The organism is Flavobacterium praedii (genome assembly GCF_026810365.1).
GTDB lineage: Bacteria > Bacteroidota > Bacteroidia > Flavobacteriales > Flavobacteriaceae > Flavobacterium > Flavobacterium praedii.
This window is the reverse complement of sequence record NZ_CP113948.1, coordinates 2,657,232-2,670,935: the sequence shown is the minus strand read 5'-3', so window position 1 is coordinate 2,670,935 and position 13,704 is coordinate 2,657,232. Positions and strand designations below refer to the sequence as shown.

Sequence of the window (13,704 nt, the reverse complement as noted above, 5' to 3'; positions counted from 1 at the left end):
TTATTATGTTGTAATAATTTTTTTGAGTTTGCAAATATATGAATTTAAAAAACAATAAATCAACCTAATTCGTTAAATTTTAATTACATAAACAATTACTTTTGTTTTCTAATATTTTACAATGAAATTTCATAATACGTTAATAAAGTGGTACTTACAAAACAAGCGCGATTTGCCTTGGCGAAAAACAACCAATCCATACCCTATTTGGCTCTCCGAAATCATGTTGCAACAAACAAGAGTCACCCAAGGAATGCCTTATTTTCTCTCTTTTACAACAGCTTTTCCAACCGTTTTTGATTTGGCAAAAGCCAATGAAGAGCAAGTTCTAAAACTTTGGCAAGGATTAGGATATTATTCTCGTGCTAGAAATTTGCACAAAACAGCTCAAACAGTCGCTTTCGAAATGGGAGGCATTTTCCCTGATAATTATAACGATTTGTTAAAACTGAAAGGAATTGGAGATTATACCGCAGCCGCAATAGCATCTTTCTCCTATAATGAATGCGTTCCTGTGGTAGACGGAAATGTATTTCGGTTACTTTCGCGTTATTTTGATATAGAAACTGATATTGCTCAAGCTTCCGCCAAAAAAGAATTCGCCGCTTTGGCTCTTGAATTAATGCCAAAAGACAATCCCGCACAATTCAACCAAGCCATTATGGAGTTTGGTGCTCTGCAATGTGTTCCCAAAAGTCCTAATTGTACTATTTGTGTTTTCAATTCAAGTTGTGCCGCTTTGCAAAAAAAGAAAGTCGATCAATTACCTGTAAAATCCAAGAAAACCAAAGTTCGAAACCGTTACTTTAATTATATAGTCGCAGCAGATGATTTTGGCAACACTATCATTCAAAAGAGAACAGCCAAAGGAATCTGGCATAATCTCTACGAATTCCCTTTGTTTGAGACTGATAAAGTCGAAGATTTTGACACAATAGCACAACAAATTCAGCAATATTTTTTTCAGGAAAATGAAATTTTGAGTCTATTAGAATATAATGAAGAAAGTATTATTCATAAACTTTCGCATCAGCACTTGCATATCAAGTTTTGGAAAGCAAGTCTAAAAGGTGCAATCGAAAATGGAATTGACATTGAAACCGTCAAAACATTTCCATTCCCTATTGTGATTCATAATTTTATTGAAAAGGAATTGTAAAGTTAGTTGGGGGTGACCCTATAAACCAATGGAGCCAAATTATAGGGGCGCTCATTCGGCTCCATTGGTTTATAGCGTCGGGCTGTCCGCGTTACTTCGGTAACTTGCTTCCATCCCTCACCCACACGTGAAACGAGAGATTTTCGAGTCAGCCATATCCTATTTAATTAGAAATTAATTTTAATAGACAGTTTTACTTTTAGTCTTCGGTTCTAGATTTTTTTCATTAATTTTAAATAATAGCTAAACTGTTTTGATTGTTAAATTGGATATTTTAACTTTCAAGCATAAAACAATCATTTTGAAAAAAATATTTATTCTATTAAGTCTGCATCTAGGATTAGCAGTATTCGCACAAACCAATCCTTTAATTGTTCCTGCAAATATTGTTTTGCCAAAAGATACTTTGGTTGCTAAACAATTGGTGGAATCCTTAAATGGTTTTTTAAATCAAAAAGAAAGTCCCAACAAAGAGAATACTTATATCTTGAAAGAAGATTTGTTGGAAACTTCTATCCTTTTGGACGAAATGAAAGGAATCGAAAAAAGCGGGAAATTCAAAGATAATAATTTTTACAAAGGCTATTTGACCAATGTGGTTCAAATCGACTTAAGCAACTTTATTATGCAATTGTCCTATTTAGGTGTAAATGAGAACACACCAATATTGTGTGCCAGTTTTGAACTTTTAGCAAAATATAAGGATGATAAGTTTTATTTTTTATCACCATTAAAAAGAAATACCCTTTCTTGGCAAACTAAAAAAATTGGGAATTCTACCTTTCTTTACAAAAAAGAGCTAAATACCAAAGTAGCTACAGAGTACGTTAAAGACATCGCTTTTTTTGATAAGAAGCTTAACGCGTCCCAAAGTAATATTGTTTGGTATGGCTGTAATGATATGCCAGAGGTCATGCAAAACATTGGGGTTTTATACAAATTAGAATACAATGGACGCTCTGTTGGTACAATTAATGCCAATGAAAATAACACCACTTTATTGGTAAATGGAACATACAATACCAATTTCAACGGATTTGATCCACACGATTTATGGCACGAAAGGGTTCGAAATGCCTTTCCCAAAAATACAATCAACAAACCCGTAGATGAAGGTTGTGCTTATCTTTATGGTGGAAGCTGGGGGATTAGTTGGTCGCAAATCCTCAAAACATTTAAAGAAAAAGTAGCTTCCAATCCCAAATCCGATTGGTTAAACTTGTACGATGGTTTTTATAATTTTGGCGAAAGCAAAGAAAAACATTTAATAGTAAGTTATTTGATTAACGCTTTAATCGTTGATAAAATCGAAAAAGAAAAAGGCTTTACAGCTGTTATTGAATTGTTGAATTGTGGTAAATATGAAAAAACCAATGACAACTATTTTAAAGTATTGGAAAAACTAACAGGGATAAATAAAGCTAATTTTAACGAAAGTGTTTGGGCTTTGATTAAAAAAAGTGGGAAGTAGTTTTTTGTATAAAGGGTGATTCTAAATTTGTAAGACGAAGTATTTTAGGAATATAGAATTGGAACTGATTTTTTATAGAAATCGCATAAAAATACTTTTCAAAAAATAATGTACCTTTGGTAGAAATACCACTCAATCATGAACGGAACATTAAATAAAGTAATGCTTATAGGTCATCTTGGTGACGATGTCAAAATGCATTATTTTGACGGGGGAAACTGCATTGGAAGATTTCAATTGGCTACCAATGAAGTGTATGTCAATAAAACCACCAATGAAAAAATCACTTCTACGGAGTGGCACAATCTAGTAGTGCGTAATAAAGCCGCCGAAATATGTGAAAAATACCTTTCTAAGGGAGATAAGATTTACGTTGAGGGGCGTATCAAATCCAGACAATGGCAAGCTGAAGATGGTTCTACCAAACATACCATAGAAATTCAAGTAACCGAGTTTACTTTTTTGACCACCAAAAAAGATACCGAAAGCAATAAAGCAATAAATTCTTCTGAATCCACAAAAAACACTAACTTTGACCCTCAAAATAACGGTTTGCCTATCAATGACTTGCCGTTTTAATTGTTTAACTAATTCATTTTAATTTGGACCCAGAGCCCAGTTTAGAGATTGCTTCTCAAGTTGATTTTACTTTAGTTTTCGGTTTTATCGGAATCATAATTTTGTTATTCTGTTCTGCATTAGTTTCAGGTGCCGAAGTTGCATTGTTTTCCTTATCACAAAAAGATTTAGAGGATGCTATTTTAGAAAATAATTCAAAAGGAAAAATAATTTCAGCCCTTTTGGAGAAACCAAAAAAACTCTTAGCGACATTACTAGTAGCCAACAATTTTATAAATATAGCAGTTGTTATTTTGTTTTCTTTTGTTGGAAAAGATGTTTTTGCAACGATACATTCTCCAGTTTTAAAATTTATAGCGGAAGTGATTTTGGTTACTTTCTTGTTATTGCTTTTTGGTGAAGTTTTACCCAAAGTTTACGCCAGTCGTAATAATATAAAATTTGCTCAACTAATTGCTTACCCTATTTCTGGATTGGATAAAATCTTATCACCTATAAGTACGCCAATGCGTTCGGTAACTTTATTTTTGCAAAATAAATTGGGTAAACAAAAATCAAATTTTTCAATAGACCAGTTGTCTCAAGCTTTAGAATTAACCGCTACTGATGAAACTTCAACCGAAGAGCAGAAAATATTGGAAGGGATTGTCTCTTTTGGGAATACCGATACCAAGCAGGTAATGAGCCCGAGAATTGACGTTTTTGCTTTGGAAATCACGGAACCATTTGCTGAAATTTGTGTCAAAATAATAGAAAAGGGATTCTCTAGAATTCCAGTATATCGAGATAATATTGATCAAATAGAAGGTGTTTTATTTGTTAAAGATTTGCTTCCTTTTATTAATGATGCAGCGTTTGAATGGACAACCTTATTGCGAGAGCCGTTTTTTGTACCCGAAAATAAAAAACTGGATAATTTGCTCAAAGACTTTCAGAGTATGAAAAGCCATTTGGCTATTGTTGTCGATGAATATGGAGGAACTTCAGGATTAGTTTCCTTAGAAGATGTAATAGAAGAGATAGTTGGTGAGATTAGCGATGAATTTGACGATGCCCCTGTTAATTTTTCAAAAATAGATGATAAAAATTATATTTTTGAAGGCAAAATAAATTTAAAGGATTTTTACAGAATTATTGATGTAGATGAAGATTTATTCGATGAACAAAAAGGAGAAGCAGAAACTTTGGCTGGTTTTATTCTAGAGATTTTAGGTAATTTCCCTAAAAAAGGGCAAAAAATGGTTTTCGAAAACTGTACGTTTGTGATTGAATCTGTTGATCAAAAGCGAGTTAAACAAATTAAAGTAACAATTGAATAAAATAAAAATGCTTAAAAAAATTACTGTCATAGGACTACTCTTTGTATTCTTCTTTTCTGTAGTAGGGTGTAAAAATGATGTTTTGCCAAAACCTTCCAGTTACTTACGACTGGATTATCCTGAAGCAGATTATATTACTTATAAAGGAAATTGTCCATTTGAATTTGATATGAATTCAAAAGCAATTGTTAAGGAAGATAAAGATTGCGGTTATTCGATTACCTATCCAAAAATGAAAGCGACTATTTATTTGACTTATAAACCCGTAAGTAATAATATGAATAAATTACTTAGAGACGCTCAGAAATTAACTTATGAGCACGTTATCAAAGCCGATGATATATTGGAACAACCGTATATAAATCCAGACAAAAAAGTCTACGGTATGTTTTATCAAGTCGATGGAAACGCTGCTACCAATTCACAGTTTTATGCTACTGATAGTATAAAGCATTTCGTAACGGGTTCGGTTTATTTTTATGCCAAACCCAATTTTGATTCCATTATGCCAGCCGCAAGTTATATCAAAAATGACATGCAACGCCTTATGGAAACTTTGAAGTGGAAATAAAATTCTATATTAAAATCAATAAAAAAAGCATTCGCCAATAACGAATGCTTTTTTTGTAAAAGTCAAGTCTTTTTATGATTTCATATTCAAAACTTTGTATGTTTTTCCATCGCCTGTAGCTTGAACTACTTTGGTCAGACTTTCTGGAGTTTGAACCGTTTTGTCAAAAGTAACTGTAGCCAGTTTTTTGTCAAAATCAACTTTTGCAGTTTGAACACCGTCTAATCCGTTTAATTCGTCCTGAATTGTTGCTGCACATCCTTCAGCACAAGTCATTCCTTCGATTGTGAAACTTGCTGTTTGTAAATTGGCTGCAGCAATTTCCTTTTTGACTTTCGGTGCGGCAGTTTCTGTTTCAGCAGTTTCTGTTTTTGCTTCTGTTTTGTTGTCTTTGCAACTAGCAAAAAGCAAACTCGAAAGCGCTATGATTGCAATTGATTTTGTGAAATTCATTATGATAAGTTTTTAATTGATTTAGTTTCTTGTAATTGATTGCAAAATTAATAAAAAAAGGAGTGGAAGTTTCTAAAATTATTACAATTTTGCATCAAAATAGTGTTTATGATGACAAAGCAGTTGAAGTGGGTTTATTTGTTTGTACTTGCCCTAATTTGGGGAAGCTCTTTTATATTGATCAAAAAAGGATTAGTAGGATTAACTGCTTTTCAGTTGGGTTCTTTGCGAATTATTTTTGCAGCCCTTTTTTTGCTGCTCATTGGATTTAAGAGTTTGATTAAAATTCCGCATCATCAATGGAAATATATAGCGTTGACTTCTGTGTTTGGTACATTTGTTCCTGCTTATCTTTTTGCGATTGCCGAAACACAGATTGACAGTTCTATTACGGCGATTTTAAATTCATTGACTCCGCTGAATACCTTGATTTTGGGAGCAGCCTTTTTTGGGATAACTTTTAGAAGGAGTCAGATTTGGGGAGTTGTTATTGGACTTTTGGGAAGTATGCTTTTGGTTTTTAATGGTGCTGTAAATCATCCGGAACAAAATTATTATTATGCAATTTTGGTTTTGATTGCATCGATTTGTTATGCTTTAAATGTCAATTTGCTTAAAAAGTATTTGTCGGATTTGACGCCTTTGAGCATCACAACAGGAAATTTTTTGATATTGCTTTTCCCAGCTTTGGGAATTTTGTTTTTCACTGGTTTTTTTGATGTAGTTCAGGTAGAAAAAGTACAACATTCTTTATTGTTTATTCTTGTGCTTGGTGTGGTTGGAACCGGTATTGCCAATGTGATTTTCTTTAAATTAATTCAAGTTTCATCGCCTGTTTTTGCGACATCGGTAACGTATTTAATTCCTGTAGTGGCTTTCTTTTGGGGGTTGTTGGATCATGAAATGTTAACTCCTGTTCAGAGTGTTGGTGCTTTTGTGATTTTGATTGGGGTTTATTTGTCTGCTAAGAAATAGTTTAAAATTGGTCTTTAATACCGTAAAGCCGTGTGAGGGATAGCGCCAAGTTACCGAAGTAACGGCAATAGCCCGACAGCATTAAGCAAAGGGGGCGAATAAGCGGTCCGATAAGTTGCCCCCTTTGCTTAATGGTGGCACACCCCAATTTTTTACAAAAAAAAAGACTGCCGATTAAGACAGTCTTTAGTAATTTAAGTGAGATTTTGATTATTGAAAATCGGTATCTTTTACTCCTTCGTTGATAGTGATTTCAGACATTTTGATGTCTAGTTCGATACCTACATTTTGGATGATATTGAAAGGTACTTTTACATTTTTTACTTCTTTGTAATCTTCAAAATTGGTAGTTACTGTCATTGTTTGACCAGCTTGTTCTACTGTTTTGGACTCCGCTAGTTTTAAACCAGTTTTGGTGTCATAGAAATAAGTACTTTTCCCGTTTTTTATGGCAAAAGCATCGTTTCCGTTGATGGTTTCAATACGGTCGATGGTCAAAGCAGGATTTTTTAACAACAGTACTTCTTCAAATGGAGTTGCTGCTGCTTTCATTTCGGCCAATTCGGCACCTGTGAAATCTTTGCGTTGTCCTTGTTGCATTGCATAGGCTCCCTTTTGATTAACTACTTGTTTCATCATACTCATGGCTCCCATTGCGATTTCTATCATTGAATTTCCTTTGGTATCTGTTTTGGAAGTATACGTTAATGGCATCGGGGCTTGTGGTATTGAAGTAGATCCAACCATTGCGATAGTTTTTACAGCGGTAACTGCTTTCTCTCCACCAATAGCTTTGATGTAATTTTCAAAAACGGTTTTGGCTGTAACTCCAACCGGAATTTCTTTTTTCAAAACTGGTTTTTCAAGAGGCGTTCCGTATTTGTCAAAATAAAACATCGGAATTTTTAGTTTTTCCAATCCTGAAGCAATCTCGGATCCTTTTCCAGCAATTACAATTCGGATGTTGTCAATAAGGAAATATTTGTTGGCCACACGCAATACATCGTCAGCAGTTACTGCGTTAATGGTTTGAATGTATTTTTCGTAAAAATCTGCGGGAAGTTTTTCGGTTTCGATGTTTAAGGCATATCGTGCTACAGTTTGAGGTTTTTCAACTTGCATAACAAATCTACCAATATAACCAGCTTTTACGGTTGCTAGGACTTCATCGCTTACTTTTTCGATACGGATTCTTTTGATTTCTTTGACAAATTCTACTACGGCGCTATCTGTTACTGCATTTCTTACAGCAGATTTGGCAAAGAATTTTGAAGTGTATTTTCCAGCTCCTACATTTGATCTTGCTCCATATGTCCAAGCATGTTTTTCGCGTAGATTCATGTTCAGATAACTGTTGAAATCGCCTCCTAATATTTGGTTCGCGATTACTGCCGGGAAAAAGTCAGGATCTCCCATTTTTAAATCTACAGTGTTTACCAATGTGATTTCAGACTGTACTGCATTAGGCACATCAACTAAATTGATTTGTAAATTTGATACGTTTATCGGAGTGTCATAAGTCGTTTTTGGAGTGTTTTTTTTCTCCCATGTACCAAATAATTTTTCTACAGCAACTTTTACATTATTGTATTTTACATCTCCAATGATTATTAAATATGCATTTTCAGGAACAAAGTAGGATTTGTAATTTGCTTCAACATCTGCAAGAGTAACATTGTTTAAGGTTGCTTCGGTCATAAATTCTCCGGATGGATGGTTTTTACCGTATGCTAAAGCATCAACTACACGATTGGCAATTGCAGGAACACTTTTTTCTTCTGATTTCATTCCTTCGATTAATTTGGCTTTTTCTTTGTCAAATTCTTCTTGAGTGAAGTTTGGGTGTAATGCGCCTTCTGCCATTAGCTCTAATACTCTGCCGCCATATTTAGAAAGAGAGTTTGCGGTAGCGCCATGAGAACTGAAACTGATATCTGCCCCCAGAAAGTCAATTTCTTCATTGAAAGCTACTTTGTTTGTTTTTTTACTACCATTGCCAATTAGATTACTGGTCAATTCATCAACGCCTTTTTTGTTGCCTTCAGTAAAAGGAGTATTATCCAAAGTTAAATTAAAGGAAACTCTTGGTAATTTATGATTTTCTACAACCAGTACTTTCATGCCATTGGCCAAAACAAAGGTCTGTGGTTTTTTGATATTTATAATTGGTGATTTTCCTGGTTTGGGTTGCGTGCGATCTTGTGCTTGCATGATTCCTGTTAGAAATAAAAGGATGAATAGTATACTTGTTTTTTTCATGATATCGGTTTCTTAGTTAAGAGGTTTTGCTTTGGCAGGTATATAATCTAAAAGTAAACGCTGATTTGGATTTAGGTATTTTTGTGCAACGGCTCTTATCTCTTCACGTGTAATGGAATGATACAGTTCGATTTCTGTATTGATTAAGTTTACGTCTTTATACAGTAAGTAAAAAGAGGCAAGATTGTTGGCAATACCTTCGATCGTTGAATTGGTATTGACAAAATTATTGTCAAACTTGTTTTGTAGTTTTTGATAATCGTTTTCAGAAATCAAATCGGTTTGAATTTTTACGATCTCTTCATCAATTTCTTTTAGAATGTCCGTAGTGGTAAAATTTCCCATTGGCAAGCCATACAATATATACATACCATAATCTTCTTGACTAAAACCAACTGCGCCAATTTGCAAGGCCATTTTTTTCTCATCTACTACTTTTTTGTATAATTTAGAGCTTTTTCCATCGCTTAAGTAGGAAGAAATTAAGTCTAATACTCGAGCATCTCTGCTTTTCATAGAAGGAGTTCGGTAACTGGCCACCAACATTGGGATTTGAATGTTTGGATCTTCGTAAGTAGCTTTTATGGTTTGTGTAATTGGTTCTTCTAAGAATGTTTTCTTAGGAATTACTTCGCCTTTAGCAATTGGGCCAAAATATTTTTGAACCCATTCTTTGGCTTGTTTTTTCTCAAAATCACCTGCAACTACCAAAACGGCGTTGTTGGGTAAGTAGAATTTTTTGTTGAAAGCTTGAAACTCTTCTAGTGTTGCGGCATCCAAATCTTTCATAGAGCCAATGGTTGTCCAGCGATACGGGTGGTTTTTGAACATATTTTCTTTAACAGCCGAAAGGATGTTTCCATAAGGGCGGTTGTCATAACTTGTTCTTTTTTCTTCTTTTACAACTTCATTTTGAGTGTCTACTCCAATCTTGTTAATGATCGGATGCATTAATCTTTCGGATTCCATCCAAAGGCCTAATTCTAAATTATTGGATGGGAATATTTCATAATAATAAGTTCTATCGTCTGTGGTATTGGCATTGTTGGTTCCTCCATTCGAAGTTACAATCTTAAACCATTCCCCTCTTTTAATATTTTGTGTTCCTTCGAACAGTAAGTGCTCAAAAAAATGAGCAAAGCCAGTTCGGTCTGGGTTTTCGTCCTTGGCGCCTACATGGTACATTACAGATGTGATTACGACTGGTGCAGATGCGTCGTGGTGTAATATAACATGTAGCCCATTATCTAAATCGTATTCTTCGAAAGCTACTTTTTGAGCCGAAGCAACTCCGCCTAACATTAATGCAGCACTTAACATCATTATTGATTTTTTCATAAAGATTAATAATTTTATTCTCTATTAGTAGTTTTAATAGATTTTAGTTACATCAAAATTACTTTTTTTTGTGCTACAAAAGTAAGGTTATTCTACTTTAATAAAGAATTAACATTATTTTACTGAATCGAGATTAATTTCGATCAAAAGAGGCATAAAGTTGCTTTAAATCATACTAGTAATATTTTTTTATTAAAGGATTGCAGGGTAAATATTTAATTGTATATTTGCAACCTTAAAAATTATTAAAACAATTCAGTATGTATGCAATCGTAGAGATAGCAGGGCAACAGTTTAAAGTTAGCAAAGACCTAAAGGTTTACGTTCACCGTTTAGCAAATGAAGAAGGTTCAAAAGTTTCTTTTGACAAAGTTTATTTAGTTGACGATAACGGTTCAATCACAATAGGCGCCCCAGCTATAGAAGGTGCTTCAGTAGAAGCTAAAGTGTTACAACACTTAAAAGGAGATAAAGTTATCGTTTTCAAAAAGAAAAGAAGAAAAGGGTACAAAAAGAGAAACGGTCACAGACAATATCTTACTCAAATTGTAATTGAAGGTATTACTGCAGGTGGATCAGCTAAAAAAGCAGCTCCAAAAAAAGCAGCTGTTGAAGCAACTACAGAAGAAGCAGTAGCTCCTAAAGTAAAAAAAGCTCCTAAAGCTAAAAAAGAAGATACACAAGAATAATAACAAAATAAACTAATACGTCATGGCTCACAAGAAAGGTGTCGGTAGTTCGAAGAATGGTAGAGAATCAGAATCAAAACGTTTAGGCGTTAAGATTTTTGGTGGTCAAGCTGCTATTGCTGGGAACATCATCGTAAGACAAAGAGGTTCAAAACATAATCCAGGTGAAAACGTTTACATTAGTAAAGATCATACTTTACATGCAAGAGTTGATGGTGTTGTTGCCTTCCAAAAGAAAAAAGATAATAAATCTTATGTTTCTATACTTCCATTTGAAGCATAATCATAAAGATTTAATAGCATTGCAAAACCCGTTTCGAAAGAAGCGGGTTTTTTTGTTAGACCTGGTATAAATTTTTATTATTGTAATTGGAGCTGTTTTTATTAAGATTATCTGGCTTAATTTGATGTATTAAATGAAAAACCAACGCTAAAAAACAATCTTACTTTGTCGATATTGCTAATCCATGAAGTATCAAAGTGAATTGGACCTAAAATGGATTGATATGATATTGTGCCTCCTCCTGACATTAAAAAGCTAGTTTCTTTGTTATAATCCCAATTCCCTTTTGGGAAAAATGCATTGCCTATATAATCGTTAAAATTATCAAACCCAACAGAAGCAATGTTAAAATGAGGAGTAAGATAGATTTTGCCAGTCGGATTAAATTGTACTCCCAAGCGAACTCCCATAAATTGAGTTACACTCAGTTCATCTTCATATAATCCAGGTAACGCATAGCGATTGCTTCCAGAACAAGGTATAATTCCCCCAAGGAAATTTTTTGCTGCATAGCCATAATCTGAGAAAGAAATTTCATTCTCTTTGAGATCATCTTGGAAAATAAAGTTGGAGTCAAACCCCATTATGTAAGTTGTTTTGTTTTTTAGTTTAAATCTTTTCTCAAATGTAAAACCCATTTTCGTATATCCATTTGTAGGTCCTGAAGGATCTATATAATTGGGATCAGTGAAATTAATGCTAGCATTGCTTAAAAGGGAATGGTTTATGTTTGCTTTTAGAATAGTGCCATTAGTAGCAAAAAAAACTTTGTCCATATCATTATAAGAATAATGAGCATTTATCTCAATGTTTTCATAGTTATAATTATTTAAGGAAAGTATATTCGGATTTAATTTTGGGTCATTTTTAGGTTTTACCTCAGTATACAAGTAGTTTAATCCAAAACCAACATAGCTTTTAAGAGAATTTAGATTCAGATTTGCTTCATTGTTGAATTCGAATGTATTGTATTTCATATTGTCTGCAGATTTTCCATCAATAAAAATTTCTTGATTTAGAAAAGCACCATACAGTTCGGATCCCCACCACCAGTCTTTCTTTTTCCCAAAATTTTTCTGAAAATCAATTCTAACTTTTGGTTGTTCGGCAATGTCTCCAGTAATAATTAACCGAGATGATTCTGCTAAAACGTTTCTTGCTGTGTAATTAAGAATTAAACCAACGCCTCTATAGGTGTCAAAATGAAGTGATGCATTGATTTGATTTTTTGCATATTCAAAACCATTTAATAGAAGCCCAAGTTTGTCTCCATTTTTTAAAAAGTAGCTATAGGTGATTTGAGTGAAAAGATTGGTACCCATGGCTCTATTGATGCCTTCAATCAAATCTTTGGTTGTATATTTTGTATGTGTTTTAATGTTTGTTCTCGCTATTACAAGTGGAATGTTTTCCTTGCTAATATTTTTATACACAATGGTATCGATGATAAATTCGTTCGAGACTTTTGGTAATTCATGTGTTCGTTGTTTGTATCCTTTTAATTTTTCGGATAAAGTAACTAATGCATTTAGATTAAGGTTTGTGGCTATCTTACCATCTTTGTAGATTTCATTGCTTTTTGCAAAATCTGCTGTAGAAAAGCGCAAATTCGGCATGTGGTCTATTAAGATGTTACAGAGTTTTCGATTTTCTGGATCTTTGATGTTACTAGGAAACATACTCGTTTGCATTAATACAGTTAGAAAACTGTCCAGTTTGTCTTTGGGTTCCATTCCGCCACCAACATCACTACCAATTATGATATCAGCTCCCATTTGTTTGGCAACATCAGTCGGAAAATTATTCATTACACCGCCGTCTACCAAGATTGTTTCATCGTAAGGCATGGGTTTGAATACCGCGGGTAAAGACATGCTTGCGCGCATGGCATAGGCTAAGCTTCCTTTGTTTAGAACAATTTCTTTACCATATACTAAATCGGTAGCCATTGCTCTAAAAGGGATTGCTAAATTGTCGAAATCTTTAATATTGTATACAGGGAAGGTTAACTCAGAAAGATATTCTCTTAAATTTTGGTCGTTTAATATAGAACTAACACTATTTGGTTTTCCATCTTTTATTCCTATACCGACTAAATAGCGTTGAAACTCACTTTTTTCTTCAACGCTAACACTTTTTAAAGACATTCCTCCTCCTAGTAATTTGTCCCAATCTATGTTTTTGGTAATATTTGCAATACTGTCACCAGAATATCCCATAGCATACAAGCCTCCAATAACACTTCCCATACTGTTTCCAACTATAAGGTCGGGAACAATGTGTAAGGAGTCTAAGGTTTGTAAAAGAGGTATATGTGCAATACCTTTTGCTCCTCCACCACTCAAAACCAATACGACTTTGGGTTTTTTCTCTTGAGCAAAATTAATTTGAGAGATTATCAAAAAAACAAATAAAAGGAAGAGGGGGGATTTTCTTTTCAAAGCATCTTGTTTTGAGTTGGTAATTAAAGAGTAAATCGGTCTTTTTTATTTTATAATAGACACTAAGGTATTGATTTTTTTTTTGAATAATAAAAAATGCGTTTAAATTTAATTTCTGTTATTTAGAAAAAAAACTAATCTTTAATAGACTATAAGCTTTGATGTTG

At 33.7% G+C, this 13,704-nt stretch carries 12 protein-coding genes; 8 read left to right on the top strand and 4 right to left on the bottom strand.

Translation table 11 applies throughout. From position 1 onward, the window contains the following. Positions 1 to 121: 121 nt before the first annotated feature. The 5 genes from mutY (at position 122) to gldD (ending at position 5,099) form a co-directional block, all read left to right on the top strand. A complete protein-coding gene (mutY, locus tag OYT91_RS11525; protein WP_281238075.1) occupies positions 122 to 1,159 on the top strand; it encodes an A/G-specific adenine glycosylase in 1,038 nt (345 codons plus the stop codon). Between the two features lie 301 nt (positions 1,160 to 1,460). Next, positions 1,461 to 2,630 carry a hypothetical protein gene (locus tag OYT91_RS11520; protein WP_281238074.1) on the top strand — a complete coding sequence of 390 codons (1,170 nt, stop codon included), beginning with the start codon at positions 1,461 to 1,463 and terminating at the stop codon, positions 2,628 to 2,630. Between the two features lie 138 nt (positions 2,631 to 2,768). Continuing rightward, the gene (locus tag OYT91_RS11515) at positions 2,769 to 3,209 is read left to right on the top strand and encodes a single-stranded DNA-binding protein (protein WP_281238073.1); all 441 of its coding nucleotides are present in this window, start codon (positions 2,769 to 2,771) and stop codon (positions 3,207 to 3,209) included. Positions 3,210 to 3,232: 23 nt separating this feature from the next. Continuing rightward, positions 3,233 to 4,528, top strand: a complete 1,296-nt coding sequence (locus tag OYT91_RS11510) for a gliding motility-associated protein GldE (protein ID WP_281238072.1) — start codon at positions 3,233 to 3,235, stop codon at positions 4,526 to 4,528. A gap of 7 nt (positions 4,529 to 4,535) precedes the next feature. Beyond that, positions 4,536 to 5,099: a gliding motility lipoprotein GldD gene (gldD, locus tag OYT91_RS11505; RefSeq protein ID WP_281238071.1), complete on the top strand. Its 564-nt coding sequence runs from the start codon at positions 4,536 to 4,538 to the stop codon at positions 5,097 to 5,099. 72 nt (positions 5,100 to 5,171) lie between these two features. Here gldD and OYT91_RS11500 read toward each other — a convergent pair whose 3' ends face one another. Further along, the gene (locus OYT91_RS11500) at positions 5,172 to 5,552 is read right to left on the bottom strand and encodes a heavy-metal-associated domain-containing protein (protein WP_281238070.1); all 381 of its coding nucleotides are present in this window, start codon (positions 5,550 to 5,552) and stop codon (positions 5,172 to 5,174) included. A gap of 108 nt (positions 5,553 to 5,660) precedes the next feature. On the opposite strand from OYT91_RS11500, the gene OYT91_RS11495 reads away from it, so the two are divergent. After that, positions 5,661 to 6,527, top strand: coding sequence for a DMT family transporter (locus OYT91_RS11495; protein ID WP_281238069.1), 867 nt, complete (start codon positions 5,661 to 5,663; stop codon positions 6,525 to 6,527). Between the two features lie 210 nt (positions 6,528 to 6,737). Here the strand turns inward: OYT91_RS11495 and OYT91_RS11490 are convergent, their stop codons facing one another. Together OYT91_RS11490 and OYT91_RS11485 are read right to left on the bottom strand one after the other, a co-directional pair. Next, complete coding sequence (locus OYT91_RS11490; protein WP_281238068.1) at positions 6,738 to 8,786, bottom strand: M16 family metallopeptidase; 2,049 nt, start codon at positions 8,784 to 8,786, stop codon at positions 6,738 to 6,740. Between the two features lie 12 nt (positions 8,787 to 8,798). Beyond that, entirely contained in the window at positions 8,799 to 10,124 is a 1,326-nt protein-coding gene (locus OYT91_RS11485) for a M16 family metallopeptidase (RefSeq protein ID WP_281238067.1), read from the bottom strand. A gap of 260 nt (positions 10,125 to 10,384) precedes the next feature. Here OYT91_RS11485 and rplU point away from each other — a divergent pair, with 260 nt between their 5' ends. Both rplU and rpmA read left to right on the top strand, forming a co-directional pair. After that, complete coding sequence (gene rplU, locus OYT91_RS11480; RefSeq protein WP_269221677.1) at positions 10,385 to 10,813, top strand: 50S ribosomal protein L21; 429 nt, start codon at positions 10,385 to 10,387, stop codon at positions 10,811 to 10,813. A gap of 22 nt (positions 10,814 to 10,835) precedes the next feature. Beyond that, positions 10,836 to 11,096 (top strand): 50S ribosomal protein L27, encoded by a 261-nt coding sequence (gene rpmA, locus OYT91_RS11475; RefSeq protein WP_269221678.1) that lies wholly within the window; start codon positions 10,836 to 10,838, stop codon positions 11,094 to 11,096. A gap of 116 nt (positions 11,097 to 11,212) precedes the next feature. On the opposite strand, the gene OYT91_RS11470 is transcribed toward rpmA, so the two are convergent. Continuing rightward, a complete protein-coding gene (locus OYT91_RS11470) occupies positions 11,213 to 13,537 on the bottom strand; it encodes a patatin-like phospholipase family protein (RefSeq protein WP_281238066.1) in 2,325 nt (774 codons plus the stop codon). Positions 13,538 to 13,704: the final 167 nt, after the last annotated feature.